The 17171-nt window shown below is 51.5% G+C and carries 12 protein-coding genes and 1 tRNA gene; 1 reads left to right on the top strand and 12 read right to left on the bottom strand.

Annotated elements, in window-relative coordinates; all coding sequences use genetic code 11:
* The 11 genes from ACJJI8_RS14255 to ACJJI8_RS14205 all read right to left on the bottom strand — a co-directional run bounded on the left by ACJJI8_RS14255 (nt 1) and on the right by ACJJI8_RS14205 (nt 15411).
* Nucleotides 1-1884, bottom strand: coding sequence for a SurA N-terminal domain-containing protein (locus ACJJI8_RS14255; protein ID WP_444932760.1), 1884 nt, complete (start codon nt 1882-1884; stop codon nt 1-3).
* A gap of 119 nt (nt 1885-2003) precedes the next feature.
* Nucleotides 2004-2333: a non-specific DNA-binding protein Hbs gene (gene hbs / locus ACJJI8_RS14250; RefSeq protein WP_444896708.1), complete on the bottom strand. Its 330-nt coding sequence runs from the start codon at nt 2331-2333 to the stop codon at nt 2004-2006.
* Between the two features lie 199 nt (nt 2334-2532).
* A complete protein-coding gene (gene lon / locus ACJJI8_RS14245; RefSeq protein ID WP_413665176.1) occupies nt 2533-4938 on the bottom strand; it encodes an endopeptidase La in 2406 nt (801 codons plus the stop codon).
* A gap of 267 nt (nt 4939-5205) precedes the next feature.
* A complete protein-coding gene (clpX, locus tag ACJJI8_RS14240; RefSeq protein WP_282933429.1) occupies nt 5206-6492 on the bottom strand; it encodes an ATP-dependent Clp protease ATP-binding subunit ClpX in 1287 nt (428 codons plus the stop codon).
* Nucleotides 6493-6654: 162 nt separating this feature from the next.
* The gene (gene clpP / locus ACJJI8_RS14235) at nt 6655-7296 is read right to left on the bottom strand and encodes an ATP-dependent Clp endopeptidase proteolytic subunit ClpP (protein ID WP_282933430.1); all 642 of its coding nucleotides are present in this window, start codon (nt 7294-7296) and stop codon (nt 6655-6657) included.
* Nucleotides 7297-7484: 188 nt separating this feature from the next.
* Complete coding sequence (gene tig / locus ACJJI8_RS14230) at nt 7485-8798, bottom strand: trigger factor (protein WP_444905767.1); 1314 nt, start codon at nt 8796-8798, stop codon at nt 7485-7487.
* Nucleotides 8799-8983: 185 nt separating this feature from the next.
* Nucleotides 8984-9068 (bottom strand) — tRNA-Leu (locus ACJJI8_RS14225).
* A 182-nt stretch (nt 9069-9250) separates the two neighbouring features.
* Nucleotides 9251-10426, bottom strand: a complete 1176-nt coding sequence (fadA, locus tag ACJJI8_RS14220; RefSeq protein WP_413665174.1) for an acetyl-CoA C-acyltransferase FadA — start codon at nt 10424-10426, stop codon at nt 9251-9253.
* A gap of 11 nt (nt 10427-10437) precedes the next feature.
* A complete protein-coding gene (gene fadB, locus ACJJI8_RS14215; protein WP_444932759.1) occupies nt 10438-12594 on the bottom strand; it encodes a fatty acid oxidation complex subunit alpha FadB in 2157 nt (718 codons plus the stop codon).
* 299 nt (nt 12595-12893) lie between these two features.
* The gene (locus ACJJI8_RS14210) at nt 12894-13478 is read right to left on the bottom strand and encodes a type II toxin-antitoxin system RelB family anti-toxin (RefSeq protein ID WP_444932758.1); all 585 of its coding nucleotides are present in this window, start codon (nt 13476-13478) and stop codon (nt 12894-12896) included.
* A 76-nt stretch (nt 13479-13554) separates the two neighbouring features.
* Nucleotides 13555-15411, bottom strand: a complete 1857-nt coding sequence (locus tag ACJJI8_RS14205; protein ID WP_444932757.1) for a beta-ketoacyl synthase — start codon at nt 15409-15411, stop codon at nt 13555-13557.
* A gap of 139 nt (nt 15412-15550) precedes the next feature.
* Between ACJJI8_RS14205 and ACJJI8_RS14200 the strand changes: the two genes are divergently transcribed.
* Complete coding sequence (locus tag ACJJI8_RS14200; RefSeq protein ID WP_444932756.1) at nt 15551-16537, top strand: GlxA family transcriptional regulator; 987 nt, start codon at nt 15551-15553, stop codon at nt 16535-16537.
* Here the strand turns inward: ACJJI8_RS14200 and ACJJI8_RS14195 are convergent.
* Nucleotides 16517-17170, bottom strand: a complete 654-nt coding sequence (locus ACJJI8_RS14195; protein WP_444932755.1) for a class I SAM-dependent methyltransferase — start codon at nt 17168-17170, stop codon at nt 16517-16519. The genes ACJJI8_RS14200 and ACJJI8_RS14195 overlap by 21 nt on opposite strands.
* Between the last annotated feature and the right edge of the window lies 1 nt (nt 17171).

The following is a 17171-nucleotide window of genomic DNA, read 5'->3' as shown; positions in this document are numbered from 1 at the left end:
TTACTCGGCAGATGAGGCCAGATCGATTTTTGCCTGATCGGACAAGTAGCGCTGGATAGCTGCTAACTCGGCCCCACCATTTACAGAGGCCAATTGCTGCATCAGTGCCTGACGCTGCTCTTTGCTCTGCTTGGACAGTTCGCCCGGGCGCACGCTGCGCAGATCGAGAACTACCAGATCACCATTATTTGTAGCGAAGCTGGTCACTTCATCTTTGCCAGCAGATGGTGCAGGCAATGCAAATGCCTTGGCATTAATCTCACCGCGCTGAGCAAAACCACCGCGACGAGTTTTATCACTGGTCTCCAGGGTTAAACCTTGCGCTTCTGCCAGTTCTGCAAAACTAGTACCAGTAGCGAGCTTCTCTTTAAGCTCTTCCGCTTGCTTAGCCAATTGCTCACTGGCCTTATCACGCTTCAAACGGTCAACAATTTGCTGGCGAACCTCTTCCAGAGGGTAGGTACCCGCGGGCTTGGAGTCGGTGACCCGCAAAACGACAGAATGCTCATTGTTCAGGTTGATCACATCTGAAGTATTGCCATCTTCCTTCACTCCCACAGAGAAAGCAGCCTCGATAACCTGCCCGTTAGAAAGGACGCCAGATGCGCTCTCGCGCGAAAACAGATTGGCAGTCTTCAGGGGAACACCCAACTCTTCAGCGGGCTCAGCCAGGTTGTCCGCGTTGTATGCCAAATCGGCGAGACGGGACAAGGCGTCAACAAACTCGCGCTCGGCAACGGATGCACGCAGTCGCTTTTCGATCGCCACTTTTTGCTCTTCGAAGCTCGGCGGTTCACTCTGCTCTACTTCCAACAACTTGATAAAGTGAGTTCCACTATCGGTGGTCACTGGAGCAGAAACCTGACCCACTTCCAGCGCGGCCAAGGCCTGCTCGAATGCCTCTGGGAATACATCACCTGTGGTGTAACCCAACTCACCGCCTTCCTCCGCAGAGCCTACGTCTTGGGAGTAAGTCTTTGCCAACTCGGCGAAATCTTCGCCGGCATCCAGTTTGCTCTGAATCTCAGCAATTTTTTCTGCGTCAGCTTCTTCAAGCAAAATATGTGCAGCACGACGGCGAAGTTCCGATGCGAAACCTTTCAGCTCTTGCTCGTACTGAGCGCGAACATCGCTTTCAGAAATATCAATGTTACCGGCAAATACTTCAGGAGTTAGCTCAATATACTCAACCGCCACCTGCTCTGGACGCTGGTATTGCCCTTGATTCTCCTGGTAGTACTGTTCTACTTCAGCATCCGAAACCTGAATCTCTGCTAGCAGGCCTTCAACTGGCATCACCACGTAATCAAAATCACGCTCTTCCATAGAGGCGGCAACAATCTGTTCTGCATCCGCCTGGGTAGTAAAAGCACTTTCAACCACACTATTTGCGTACTGCTCCAGCGCCATATCATTTTCCATAATCTGGCGGAAGCCTGCAGGGCTATACCCCATACGACGCAAAGCATCGCGGTACATTTGCGGATCAAAACTGCCGTTCACCTGAAAAGCCGGAATTCCCACGATCGCTCTGTCGACCGCCGCAGAGCTCATCACCATACCGCTGTCCTGAGCAGCTTGGCGCATCACAGCACTGGAAACCAACTGGCGTAAAACTGGCTCACGCAACTGCTCATCGCTGATTAAATCAGCGGGCACATCTTCGCCGTACTGACTAATGATCATATTGCGGCGATTTTGAATTGCGCGTTGCAAATCCAAGTTTGTAATTTTTTCGCCATTAACCTCGGCTACCGCATCGGCAGCACCTCCACTGGCACCGGTGAAGAAATCAATTCCCCCAATGACCATAATAAAACCGAAAAAGGCTGCGACAATAATCGCGGCTGTCCCTTTCAGGTTGTCACGCATGGACTGAAGCATGCTCAGCTCCGAAAATTAATTGTTTTTAACTGCTATCAGATACAAAAAAGGCGCATCCCAACTGACACGCCTCTTTGACATTCAGACTCTTTTACAAAGTCTCAAAGCCTGCTGAAAACTTAGTTTACAGCGTCTTTCAGGGCTTTACCGGCCTTGAAGTTAGGAATTTTTGCCGCAGCGATTTCAATGGGATCGCCAGTGCGAGGATTGCGACCAGTACGAGCTGCACGCTCTTTCACAGCAAAGGTACCGAAGCCAACGAGGGCAACTTGATCACCTTTTTTCAGGGCATCAGTGATGCTATCAACCATTGCGTCCAAAGCACGGCCAGCTGCTGCTTTTGGAATATCTGCAGATGCGGCAATTGCTTCAATCAGTTCGGACTTATTCACGCTTAATCCCTCTGTTCTTTTTAAATATGCTTCGGGTGATCTACAAAAGACACCCATACTTTAAATTTTTTAGCCTTCGGCAATTTACGCGCCGGGCAATAAGCCCCGTTTTATACCAACTGCCCAGAAGCGGGTCAAGGAACCATGCGGGTTTCCGGGCAGATGCACACTTTTCAAGCAGCGTAGATAGCCTGATTGGCGAAGTTTTGGCCTTGCAAGTTGTAAAGGGGCGACAAAAGTCACCCCATTACAAGAGTCAGTGAGTTTGGATTCCTCGCTGCGAGCGCTCCTCTGCCTTTTTCTGTAAGGCGGAATACTCTTCATCAGACAGGGATTCAGGCTTGTGTTCGAGCGCCAGCTCAAGTACCTGATCGATCCACTTAACGGGCCTAACTACCAAGTCCTGGAGAATATTATCGGGAATATCCTTCAGATCTCGCTCGTTATCAGCAGGAATCAGTACAGTTTTTATACCGCCTCGATGCGCTGCCAATAACTTTTCTTTAAGACCACCAATTCTTAAAACTTCTCCACGTAGAGTAATTTCTCCGGTCATTGCCACATCTGAGCGCACGGGAATGTCCGTTAACACAGACACCAAAGCGGTGCACATGGCAATACCCGCCGAAGGGCCATCTTTGGGGGTGGCACCTTCAGGCACGTGGATATGAATATCCCGGGTCTCGTGGAAGTCCGGACCTATTCCCAGCGCCTGGGAGCGAGAACGCACAACCGTCAAGGCCGCCTGAATAGACTCCTGCATAACATCGCCGAGGGAGCCGGTTTTGATCATGCGCCCTTTACCCGGCACAGCTGAAGCTTCAATGTTAAGAAGCTCACCACCCACCTCGGTCCAGGCAAGACCGGTAACAATTCCGATTTTGTCCTCTTCCTCTGCACGGCCAAAATCAAACTTGCGAACACCGAGAAGCTCTTCAAGTTGCTCTGGCTGTATTACAGCCTTCTTCTCTGAAGGATTGCGAACGTGCTCCGTTACTACCTTGCGGCAGATCTTGGCAATCTCCCGGTCCAGGCCACGCACACCCGCTTCACGGGTGTAGTAGCGGACAATATCTCGGATGCTGTCATCGGAAAGATCCAGCTCATCATCTTTAAGGCCGTTGGCTTTGCGCTGCTTCGGAACAAGATAGCGCTGTGCAATATTCAGTTTTTCGTCCTCGGTATAACCGGGGATTCGAATAACTTCCATACGATCCAGCAACGGGCCTGGAATATTCATTGAGTTAGAGGTGCAGACAAACATCACATCGGAAAGGTCGTAATCCACTTCTAAGTAGTGATCATTGAAGGTTTTATTCTGCTCCGGATCCAAAACCTCAAGAAGCGCTGAGGCGGGATCGCCGCGCTGGTCCATCCCCATTTTGTCGACCTCATCGAGCAGGAACAGGGGATTCTTCACTCCAACTTTCGAAATTTTCTGAATCAGCTTGCCCGGCAGTGAGCCAATATAAGTGCGTCGATGCCCGCGAATCTCAGCTTCATCGCGAACGCCACCCAGGGCCATACGCACATACTGACGATTTGTTGCTCGGGCAATAGATTGACCGAGGGAGGTTTTACCCACCCCGGGAGGACCAACCAAACATAAGATCGGCCCTTTCACTTTTTTCACTCGCTTCTGTACCGCGAGGTATTCCAGAATCCGCTCTTTAACCTCTTCCAAGCCGTAGTGTTCTTTCTCGAGAATTTCCTCGGCTTTAACCAAATCGTGTCTCACCCGGCTGGCTTTTTTCCAGGGCAGGCTCAACATCCAGTCGATATAACTGCGTAAAACCGAAGCTTCCGCAGACATAGGCGACATCATTTTCAATTTAGCCAGCTCAGCCCGGGTTTTCTTCTCTGCTTCCGCACTCATACCGGATTCGGCAATTTTGTTTTCCAGCTCTTCAATTTCATTGGGCTCTTCGGTGATCTCGCCCAATTCTTTTTGAATCGCCTTCATCTGCTCATTGAGATAGTACTCGCGTTGGCTTTTCTCCATCTGCTTTTTCACACGCCCACGAATGCGTTTTTCCACCTGAATCAGGTCGATTTCAGCATCCATAAGGCCCAGCAAATGCTCCAAACGCTCTTTAACACTGAGAGTCTCCAGAAGCTCTTGCTTCTGAGCCAGCTCAAGGGACATATGTGCAGAAATGGTATCTGCCAAGCGGCCAGGTTCATCAATTCCCGACAAAGAAGTAATAACCTCATTGGGGACTTTCTTGCTTACAGAAACGTACTGTTCAAACTGAGACATCACAGAGCGCACAAGGGCATCTGCTTCGCCTTCCGGCAACTCCTGCGTTTCCATCGGCGAAACGGTCGCCTCGAAATGGTTCTCCCTCTCCATCACTTCGTGGATATTTACGCGCTCCCCCCCTTCTACTAGCACCTTCACAGTGCCATCGGGGAGTTTGAGTAACTGCAAGACACTGGCAATAGTGCCCACGCGATAGATATCGTCTGCACCTGGGTCATCCTCAGATGCCTTTCGCTGCGCCACAAGCAATACCTGCTTATCCCTGCGCATGGCCTCTTCCAGGGCCTCTATGGACTTTTCCCTGCCGACAAAAAGCGGGATCACCATATGGGGGTAAACAACAACATCGCGCAATGGCAACAACGGATATTCAAGTGTGGTGTCGGATGACTGATCCATAGAACTCCTCTCGGCCCTATCACTGGGTATTTGGCGCGGCATCATGCTGCTGTTGGAATTGACAGCTTAACCTGGGCCACCGCCCTTCAGATGCTAGTAATGGGGGGGAAGGGCCCGAAATACAAGTCTAATCTCGCGACCAATTTGTGCCGAGCTAAGAGTGCTATTCGAGCCAGGAATACCCAGACAGGTAGTTAGATACCCGGGTAATCAGAAAAAACTATAAAAAAAGCCCCAATATTGGGGCTTTTTGAGGTGGGATTTGAGCTACTCTTCCGGCGCCGCCTTCTGCGGCTGGGACTCACTCTCATAAACCAGCAGCGGGGCTGATTCGCCTTTAATGACCGCCTCGTCAATCACAACTTTCACCACATTATCTGTGGATGGGATGTCATACATGGTCTCCAACAATACGGACTCCATGATAGAGCGCAGGCCACGGGCGCCTGTTTTCCGCTCCATTGCCTTGGTGGCAACTGCATCCAACGCATCGGGGCGGAAATCCAGTTCTACATCTTCCATCTCAAACAGTTTTGCGTACTGTTTGGTCAAGGCATTGCGTGGCTCGGTGAGAATCTGTACCAGAGCCTCACGGTCCAACTCTTCCAAAGTTGCGGTCACCGGTAGGCGTCCAACAAACTCCGGGATCAGTCCGTAACGAACCAGGTCTTCAGGCTCCAGGTCGCGCAGGATCTCACCAAAATTACTGGTGCCATCCTTCGATTTAACCTCTGCACTGAAACCAATTCCACCCTTCTCCGAGCGATCGCGGATAACCTTATCCAGCCCCGCAAAAGCGCCGCCACAAATAAACAGGATATTGGAGGTGTCGACCTGCAAGAATTCCTGCTGCGGATGCTTGCGTCCACCCTGCGGCGGCACAGACGCCACAGTGCCTTCAATCAACTTCAGTAGTGCTTGCTGCACACCTTCACCGGACACATCACGGGTAATTGAAGGGTTGTCTGACTTGCGCGAAATTTTGTCGATCTCATCGATATAGACGATACCCTGCTGGGCTTTTTCTACATCGTAATCACACTTCTGCAAAAGCTTCTGGATGATATTCTCAACATCCTCACCCACATAACCAGCTTCGGTCAGGGTGGTTGCATCGGCAATAGTGAAAGGAACATTGAGCAGGCGAGCCAGGGTCTCGGCAAGAAGGGTTTTACCACTGCCGGTTGGGCCTACCAGCAAAATATTAGACTTGCTGAGCTCTACTTCATCCTTACTTTTAACACCAGACTTGGTGCGCAGACGCTTGTAGTGATTGTATACGGCGACAGCCAGCACACGCTTGGCTCTCTCCTGCCCAATCACATACTGATCGAGGATTTCAGTAATCTCACGGGGTGTCGGCAGGCGCCCTTCAGGCCCCTCCGCAGTCTCTTGTACTTCTTCACGAATAATGTCGGTACACAGCTCGACACATTCATCGCAGATAAAGACTGACGGCCCAGCGATTAACTTCCGCACTTCCTGTTGGCTCTTGCCACAGAAAGAGCAGTACAGCAATTTTCCGCTGTCCTCTCCGCTGCTTTTGTCGGTCATCAAAATACTCCGTCGTCACTGGCCGGCCAGGGCCCTAAATTCAGCTTACCCAGCAAGATGCTGCCTTTTGGCGTGATTTTCAAGTCCCAACGAAAGCCAGCCTGTCAAAAAAACTAACTTTCGCTGAAATCCGCCTCCGGCAAACTTTTAATGTAGAAAAATCTACTTATCGAATGCCTGTCGGCGAGACAATACATCATCGACCAAGCCATATTCCTTGGCTTCATCGGCGCTCATAAAGTTGTCGCGCTCTGTATCCCTCTCAATATCACTGACTGGACGTCCAGAGTGATGCGCCATGAGCTCATTCAAACGATGACGAATCTTGAGGATTTCCTGGGCGTGAATGTGGATATCGCTCGCCTGCCCTTGGGCCCCACCGCTGGGCTGGTGAATCATCACACGGGAGTTTGGTGTTACGAAGCGTTTGCCTTCAGCACCGGCAGTCAACAAGAAGGCGCCCATACTACAGGCCTGCCCAATGCACATAGTGCTGACGTCAGGCTTAATGAACTGCATGGTGTCATAGATAGACATGCCGGCAGTTACCGAACCGCCCGGTGAATTAATGTAGAGGTGAATATCCTTATCCGGATTTTCTGCCTCGAGGAAAAGCAGCTGCGCAACAACCAGGTTGGCCATGTGGTCTTCTACAGGCCCGACCAGGAAGATCACACGCTCTTTTAACAGGCGAGAATAAATATCAAATGAGCGCTCCCCTCTGGCGGTTTGCTCTACCACCATGGGAACTAAACCTGATGCTGAGGGCTCTATCGAAGCTTTTGGAAAATCAATTCGTGCCATAGGTACCATTGCTTCCTTTTGTGGCGTATTCGGCAGGCCAGCGAATAGGCATCGTATGCCCATGCTGAAAAATTTGGTTTTCAGAGCTTAACCGGTCAGGCGAGAGAAAGCCAGCCGGTAAAAAGGAAGGAGATGTAGGGGCGTCACGCTTGAGCGGACGCCACCTAACACCTGAATGAAGTGAGAGATTAGCCTTGTTTTTGCGGCTTAATCACTTCGTCGTAGCTGCTGTCAACTTCAGATACTTTAGCTGAAGCCAGTACGTGATCAACAACCTGGTCTTCCAGTACAACAGACTCAACACCAGACAGCAGCTCACGGTTGCTGTAGTAGTAGTCAACCACTTCTTGCGGCTGCTGGTAGGTAGAAGCCAGCTCTTCAACTTTCGCCTTTACGCGATCGGCATCAACAGAAAGCTCATTCTGCTTAACAATCTCACCAACTACCAGACCGAGAACTACACGGCGTTTTGCCTGCTCTTCGAACATAGTGTCAGGCAACATGCGCTCGGCATCTTCAGCCTTGATCTGACCACCAAACTGCTGAACCATTTGACCACGCAGGGTGGTTACTTCACTGGCAACCAGAGCGGACGGCAGCTCAACTGGATGCTTCTCGAACAGCTGATCCATGATCTGGGTCTTAACTTTGTTCAGAGCGGCATTTTTCAGCTCACGCTGCATGTTATTGCGAACTTCCTCACGGAACTTCTCTTCACCACCTTCCTGAACACCGTAAGCTTTGAAGAACTCTTCGTTCAGCTCGGGAAGTTCAGGCTTCTCGGAAGAAGTCACCTTGATATTAAAGGTAACAGCAGCACCGCGAAGCTCTTCTGCCTGGTAATCTTCCGGGAAGGTCAGATCAATGTCTTTCTCTTCACCGGGCTTCATGCCCAGAATGCCTTCTTCGAAGCCAGGGATCATCTGGCCGGAACCCAGTACCAACTGGTGACCTTCGGCCTTGCCGCCTTCAAACTCTTCGCCGTCTTTGCGACCAACAAAGTTGATAACAACACGATCGCCCTTTTGAGCTTTGCGCTTGGTATCTTTCCAGGAGGACTGTTGCTTGCGCAGAACATCGATCATGTTCTTCACGTCAGCATCAGTAACTTCTGCAACAGGACGCTCTACAGCGATCTCAGCCAGGTCAGCGAGTTCAACTTCAGGGTAAACCTCGAAAGTAGCAACGTACTCCAGGTTTTCGCCAGCAGCAGTCTGCTTAGCTTCAATGCTAGGCTGGCCGGCAGGTTTAACCTCTTCCTTCTGTACCGCTTCGTAGAAAGAACGGCTCATCACCTCACCCAGAACTTCCTGACGAACGCCGGCACCAAAGCGCTGACGAACAACCTTCATCGGCACCTTGCCTTTACGGAAGCCATTGATGCGAACAGTCTTAGCAGCCTGCTGGAGGCGCTTATCCACTTCTTTGTCGACAATTTCTGCCGGCAAGTTGACCGTTAAACGACGCTCCAGACCGGAAGTAGTTTCGATGGAAACCTGCATGTTTATCCTCGTGAGACTATCTCTGTAATCGCGCCGCAGCGCCAACGAATACCGGGTCACCGAGACTTAGTCAGTAACCTCGTAGGCCCAGCACCAAAACAATACTTTTGTGCTGCCGCCAAATACACAAGAAGCCCGCACCTACCCCTCCAGGGCAAGTCACACGGACTTCAAGGCTTTTAATTTGGTGGGGACGGGGAGACTCGAACTCCCACACCTTTCGGCACCAGAACCTAAATCTGGCGTGTCTACCAATTTCACCACGTCCCCAAATCGAACCTGCCGCTAACTCTTTGATATTTAAGCGCTTTCGCCACTTTTTTAGAGCCCATCGCGACAAGGGGTGCAGATTGTGCCACAGCATTTTGGGGTCTTCAACACTTTACTGGACACTTTTCTCATAAAATAAAAAAAGGCGCCTCAAAGGCGCCTTTTTTCGGGGTCTAATTTCCTTAGACTCGCTCTACAACAGTGGTAATACCCTGCCCCAGACCGATACACATGGTAGACACACCCAGGTTGCCGCCCTCATTCTGCATAACGCTCAGCAGGGTGCCAGTAATGCGCACGCCAGAGCAGCCGAAGGGGTGACCCAGGGCAATAGCGCCACCGTACAGGTTGACCTTCTCATCCATCTGCTCGAGCAGATCCAGGTCTTTCAGCACCGGCAGCGCCTGCGCCGCAAATGCTTCATTCAGCTCAAACTTGTCGATATCGCCAACAGTTAGACCCGCTCTCTTGAGCGCCTTCTTGGTAGAGGGCACCGGGCCATAACCCATAATGGACGGATCAACACCAGCCAGCGCCATTTCTTTCACGCGGGCAATAGGGGTCATACCCAAAGCCTGAGCGCGCTCAGCGGACATTACCAGCATCACAGAGGCACCGTCGGTGATCTGAGAGGAGGTGCCAGCTGTTACCTGACCGTGCTTCGGATCGAATGCCGGCTTCAACTGGGCCAGACCTTCCACGGTGGTGTCCGGACGGATGGTTTGATCCGTCTCAACCAGGAAAGGTACGCCGTCATCGTCATGACCTTCAATAGCGATAATTTCGCGATTGAATTTGCCAGCCTTGGTAGCTTCAGCGGCGCGATGGTGAGAGCGTGCACCGAACTCATCCATCTGCTGACGTTGGATACCGTGCATCATCGCCAGATATTCAGCAGTCATACCCATGGAGCCGGCAGCTTTAGCCATATAGCGACCCAGCATTGGGTTGGGGCTAACATGCTCCATCATGTTCAGGTGACCCATGTGCTCAACACCACCCACAACGTACACATCGCCAACGCCAGCCTGGATGTTGGCAGCTGCAGTATGCAGGGAAGACATAGATGAGCCGCACAGGCGGTTGACGGTTTGCGCCGGGATAGTGTGTGGCAGACCAGCGCGCAGCAGGATAAAGCGAGCTACGTTAAAGCCCTGCTCATCGCGCTGCATAACACAGCCCCAGATCAGGTCATCGATCTCGGCGGGATCGAGCTTGTCATTGCGCTGCATAAACTTTTTCAGCAGCTCAGCGGACATATCATCGGCGCGAACATGGCGATATACACCATTCTTCGAGCGACCCATGGCCGTACGCGCGTAGTCGACGATTACGGCATCTCTAGGATTTAAACTCATCGCTATTCTCCTTACTTGTCGCCGTAGTAGGTTTTGCCACTTGCGGCCATTTCACGCATGCGATCGGTCGGCTTGTACAGCTCACCCAGATCGGCGTACTTATCGGCAATCTTCACGAATTCATCCAGACCAATGCTGTCCAGCCACGCGAAGATTCCACCGCGGAACGGAGGGAAGCCAATGCCGTAGATCAGCGCCATATCAGCTTCAGCTGGGGAATCCACGATACCCTCTTCCAGGCAGCGAGCCAGCTCGGTTGCCATAGGCACCATCATGCGCTCGATAATTTCGTCTTTTTCAAACTCGCGACGTTCAGCAACGTGCGGCTTAAGCAGCTCGTAGGACTCTTCGGTAGCCACTTTCTTCGGGCGACCTTTTTTGTCCTGCTCGTAGTTGTAGAAGCCTTTGTTGTTCTTCTGGCCGTAACGACCCGCCTCATACATCACGTCGGAAGCAGCGGTAAAGGTTTTACCCATGCGCTCAGGGAAACCTTCAGCCATTACGCTCTCTGCGTGAACACCGGTATCGATACCGACAACGTCCATCAGGTAAGCGGGGCCCATCGGCCACCCCCAACGCTCCATCACCTTGTCAACGGCCTGGAAGTCAGCGCCATCGCGCACCAACATGGAGAAACCGGCAAAGTAAGGGAAGAGAACGCGGTTAACCAGGAATCCAGGGCAGTCGCGTACAACAATAGCCTTCTTGCCCATCTTGTTTGCGTAGGCAACAACGCGAGCTACAGCGGTGTCGGAAGTTTTCTCTCCGCGAATCACCTCAACCAGCGGCATTTTGTGCACTGGGTTGAAGAAGTGCATACCGAGGAAGTTTTCCGGGCGGGAGAGCGGCTCAGCCAGCTGGTTAATAGAAATAGTGGAGGTGTTAGAAGCGATAACAGTGTCTTCGCTGACTTTGGTTTCCACTTCTTTTAATACTGCACACTTCACCTTGGGATTTTCAACCACGGCTTCCACAACAACATCGATATCGTTGAAGCCATCGTAGCTCAGGGTAGGCTCGATACGGTTGAGCACTTCACCCATTTTGACGGGGGTCAGGCGCTTGCGATCAACCAACTTGGACAGCAGCTTGTTCGCCTCATTCAGACCAAGGTCGATACCCTTCTGGTCGATATCCTTCATCTTGATCGGAGTGCCTTTGTAGGCAGACTGGTAAGCGATACCGCCACCCATAATGCCAGCACCCAATACTGCCGCACGCTCAATCGGCTTATCGGCTTTCTTCTCCCAACCTTTGGCAACTTTACCAATTGCCTGGTCAGCCAGGAACAGCCCTACCAGAGACTTCGCAGTGCCGGTCTGCGCGCAGAAAATGAACTTCTCCTGCTCGATTTTCAGCGCTTCATCACGGGTCAACTTGTAACCCTGCTCGATTGACTCAACCGCAGCTACGGGAGAGGGGTAGTTTTTACCCGCCTGCTGACCTACAAATGCCTTGGTGGTAAAGAAGGCCATTAGCGCTTCAGTATCATTCAAGGGGATTGGAGATTTCTTCAGCTCGCGAGTGGCTTTGTAGTCCAGCTCGCCATTAATAGCGCGCTCAAGCAACTTGACCGCTGCATCTTTGAGCTTGGCAGCGGGGATCACCGCATCGACAGCGTGAGCTTCCAGAGCGGCGGCAGGCTTCTGCTCCTTACCCGCTGCAATCCACTCAGCAGCAACATCAACACCCACTACACGCGGCAGGCGAACAGTGCCACCCCAGCCCGGAATCAGACCCAGCTTAACTTCCGGAAGACCAACTTTGGCCTCTTCGCCCATTAGGCGGAAGTCACAGCCAAGACACACCTCAAAACCACCGCCGAGCGCGTAGCCATTAATTGCTACCGCAGTCGGTACCGGAAGGTCTTCCAGGCGGTTGATATTTTCGTTGTTCTGATTCATCAGATCAGCAACGCCCTCTGCACCTGCAGAGAAGGCACCACCAAACTCAGTGATATCAGCACCAACAATAAAGACGCCTTTACCGCTGGTCAGCAGTACACCTTTTACACCATCAGCTGCTTCGATAGCATCCAGCGCTTGGGAGAATTCAGAAACCGTCTGACGGTTAAATTTATTGACGGATTCGCCTTGCAGGTCGAATTTGAGCTCGGCGATGCCGTTGTCCAGCACCTGTACCGTGAGCGCTTTGCCACTAAATAACATTGATTGACCTCTTTTATTCTGGGCCGCGATCCTGGGCCCGGGGTCGGAATTTTTGTGCAACCAAGGGCCGCCCCGCACAGCGCGGTGACACTTAGGCCCAATTTGGTCAGCCGTAGTATAGCCAGATTCAAACGATTGTTTGAATACTATTTCTTACAAATGGAGTGGCACCAGGAGTGCCAAAGTACAGAAATTCGCCAGTTTGCGAACAGAGAGAAATTAAAGCTGGGCTAGTCTATCTCGGATCGTGCTGCCTTATCAGCCACTTGGCACGAACTCCCTCTTTTCTAAACCATCTTTCAGGAATTGGGCTCTTGAAGGTCGGGATGCCCATAAGCCGGCATCATTGCGCTGACAACTACACAGTCACAGTGACCTGTATTTCGAAAGCGGTGCGGACGCTGAGCATCAAAATAATACCCATCACCGGCACTCAGCAGGGCAAAGTCGGAGCCAACCGTAACCTCCAGGTCACCACTGACAACCACCCCACCAATCTCCCCCTCAGCAGATTCGAGAGAAAAGCCGGTGTCATCCCCAGCCGGAAATACTTTCCACAATAGCGACATGCCGCAGTTTGCTTTTGCCCCTCCAAACAAACGGCAGGACACAGAGCCGTGACCGATCTCAGGCACTTCATTTCCGCGAAAAAAAATTTGCTTTGCGCCCGATATTTCCAAGGAAAAAAAATCGGTTAGCGGCATAGGAATGGCGCCCAATATTTTTTTTAAGGAGCTTACGGAAGGGCTAACCTTTCCCAATTCAATAAAAGAAATTGTTGCGTTGGTTACCCCAGCCCGTCTCGCCAACTCCCTCTGTGAGATACCGTAAATGTGGCGCACCATTTTCAAGCGGGCGCCAACATCCTCTTCAGGATCATCCATGCTCCCCATTAGCTCCTTTTGTGCAATCTCCCTTCAGGTAAAAATCACCGAAATTGAGGCATTATGTAAAAGCCAATCACACCATATCTTCAAAGGGATTTCCATTTGGCAGCTTCACCGGCGGCATTCCGGGTAAACAAATTTCTTCTTCTGAGATAGTGATCTCACTTTCATTGATCATGCCCTCACCAAATCGATAAATAACATCAAGCTCACCACGAGAAGCCTTGGTGTTGTACTTTTCACTCTGATCTACAACTTTCTCGTTCAGCGCTTGGGACGCCGCAATGGCCGATTTGCCATGGCGTTTCTCCATCATTGATTGGGTAATCTGCGGGGACAAAATTGTTGCCGTTGCATTATTGCCGCCAAAACCTTTCGAGTTTAAGAACGCCAAATCAAGCGCACCCCTGCCCCTATCGGTATGCTCAAGGGAAATATCCAAATGCTTACAATGAACATCATCGGCGATGTGATCAACGGTGGTCACTCCCGGGAGAATGCCGCGATCAAATACACCTAACGCTGTAACTAACTGATCTCCACTGGCTGAAGCGACGGTATGCCCCAAAAAGGCCTTGACCGCACAAATCGGCCACTCGGCAATGCCAAATGCGCCGGCCAAACGATCAAAAATGGCGGACTCAGTAACCCGATTTTGCGGCGTACTGGAGCCATGGGCCTGCACAAAGCTGCGATGCCGCAAACTATCCTCACCCACAATTGCCCGCGCCTCCGCCATTGCTCTGGCCATCGTCAGGTAATTCCCGGGACCCGGCGCAGAAATCGATTTTTTTGTACCGTCGGCATTGGTAAACACACCGGCAACCGAACCATATACGGAAGCACCCAACTCAAGCGCCAGAGCATCATCCATTAAGATGACCCACTGGGTACCCTCACCCAAGGTAAAACCACAGCTCTCACCGAACGGGCGACTGGTGCGTCGATAATCAATTTCACCAGGGAAAAGCTTGCGTAAATTCTCGGTAGTGGCAAGAGCACCCATCGTTGAATAGCCATCGACAACTTCAGGCACAAGGGGCGCCTCAGCCGCACCAATTACAGCGACCCGCGCCCTACCCGAGCGAATATCTTCAACACCAGCGCGAAGGTTGTACAGGAAGGTTGCGCAAGCACCGGCAACAGCGCCAGTAGAACCGACATTTCCGAGCACATAAGCGTTAACAAAATCCGCTGGCATACTATTTAGGCCAAGCGCTAACTGTTTAGAGCTTACGCGACCACCTCGCAGGCGGGACTGCAATAGACCACCGTTGCCAAATGGGTCCAGTTGACTCATTGCCGAGGCGGCATAGAGTGAAATATTTCCCGGCCCAGCCGCAGATACAACGGTATCCCAATCAACCCCCAAAGACTGCACAGCATCTGATGCGCCCAAGAGGGCCAACTGCAGGCCCCTCGGGTGAAATCGAGAGTTATATTTAGTGCCCGGTTCAAATCCTGTTGGGAGCTGGCCGGCAGCAGCCACACTTATCTCGCGGTGGCTATCCAACAAAACTGACAGCTCAGCTGTGGTGACCCGAACCCTGCCGCCCTGGATATGCTCCAAGTGCCAATGAGCGGGCACAGGCTGCGGAAGCTGCCGGGTGGAAATTTCGAATGTCAGGCCCTGGGGGTTTGCGAGCTGGGCAGACTGATGGAAATGGCACTTGCGGTAGTCGTAATAGCGACTCTCTAGTTCGCGCACCAAAGTACCATCCAACACCTGCTGCTCAAGGGCAGGGTCCAAAATGCCTTCGGCGTTGTCTCCGGTACGCAAGCCCATCAGGGCGGCCAGGTCGGAAAGAGTGCTATCCCTCTCTTCCTTACCCAGTTTATCTAGCACGAGGCGAGAGTACCCCCTATGGAAAGAACTACGTCCAGCAGGGTTGAATCCACCGAATGCGGTGATTACGGGAAGGCGCTGCATCCTGACCTCCAGCCAAGCACTTAACACTATAAAAATAAGAGATGCGAGTGTAGGGGGTGGCGATTCTGTCCAGTTATGGGCATACTGGCCAGCAAAATTGAGTGTTTTGGCCAATAGCGCAAGTGCGCATAGATGTGTAATGCGAACAGTAACTTTTCTACTTATCGACCAGATGCTGGCAACCGGTACCGTTCTCCCACTTGAGATGCTCCGCGGTGCGGAGAGTCGCGCCAGGGTTGAGGGCATCAAGGGCAGCCTAAAACTGGTGACCGCCAGTTTGGATGGGGCACCAGTAAATACCCGCTGCGGGTTTACCCTTCAACCGGACGTCGCTCTTAGCGACGCACCAGATAGCGACCTAATCTACATCCCGACCATGTGGCGCAACCCCCGCCCCGCCCTTAAGCGAGGCGGAAAAATATTGGAATGGCTGCGCCAACAGGAAAAACAAGGAGCTGCAATTAGTGCTGTGGGTACCGGAGTTTGCTTTTTGGCCGATGCGGGCCTCCTTAACGGAAAACCTGCAACCACCCACTGGCATTATTTTGATCAATTTAGCTCAGACTATCCAGAGGTAAAATTAAAACGTCAGTATTTTATTACCCAGGCAGACAAACTTTTCTGCGCGGCCAGCGTCAATGCCCTCGCCGACGTAACGGTTCATATGATCCGTCAACTGTATGGACCGGCCATCGCCAGTCATGTGGAGCGCAATTTCTCTCACGAAATTCGCCGCCCATTTGAAGAGATAGCCTACTCAGAAGGATCTGTTCACCTACACCCAGACGAAGATATCGTTCAAGCCCAGGCCTGGCTCAAAGAACATTGCAACACCGAGGTACGCCTTAGCGAAGTGGCGCAACTTTTCGATATGAGTGTACGATCGTTCAATCGCCGGTTCAAACTTGCTACAGGACAGACACCATTGCAGTATTTGCAAAATGTCAGGGTTGACATGGCGCGCGAGCTTTTACAATCAAGCAATTTATCGGTCAATGAAATTGCTGAAAAAGTTGGTTACCAAGATATGGGGCATTTCACAGCGCTATTTAAAAAATTCCTGGCAACAACTCCAAGTGAATATCGCACCACGGTGCGAGCCAAGCTATTCAGGGTCAATACTTAATTTTCTTAGAAAAATAACATCACTGTGGACAAACTGGAGCTCGGCACCGAGTGACCGAGCCAACCATTCAAATGTCTTCACGCTAAAGAAGCAAATATGTGTAGGGTCTCTGATATAGTGCCAATTGGCGAAGCGCTCTGCAGAAATAACCAGTTTCGTCATCAGGGCCAAAACTCCCCCTGTGCGAAGCCTTTGCCAAAGGTTTTCAAGTTCCTCTCCTGGCCTCACAAGATGTTCTATCACTTCTGTAGCAACAATAAAGTCGTAACTCCTATGCAGCGCCTTCCTGGCCGGCATGTAAAAGTGATCATACAGGTCCACCCGGTGTCCACTCTCCGCCAAAATTCTGGCCAATAAAGGCGCCGGGCCACAACCAAAGTCCAGGCCATGGCATGCTCCACTCAATTCTTTCAGTAACGGCTGCGCGCAACGACTGAGAAATTGATGGTAACCATCATCCTCCATCGAATTTTCATGAAGGTCGTAATAAGCTCTCTCTTTTTCAGGTGTCAGATAGTATTGCGGCGGCACAAAAACGAGCGCGCAGTTATCACACTGATGATAACTGCGGAATTTATCCTGATGGTAAAGCTGTACCGCACTTTGGCGGCACAGCGGGCAATGAAGTGACAAC

The sequence above is a fragment of the Microbulbifer maximicatervae (SeqCode) genome (genome assembly GCF_052467695.1).
Note: the sequence above shows the minus strand (reverse complement) of the source record. Positions and strands in the feature narration are given on the sequence as shown.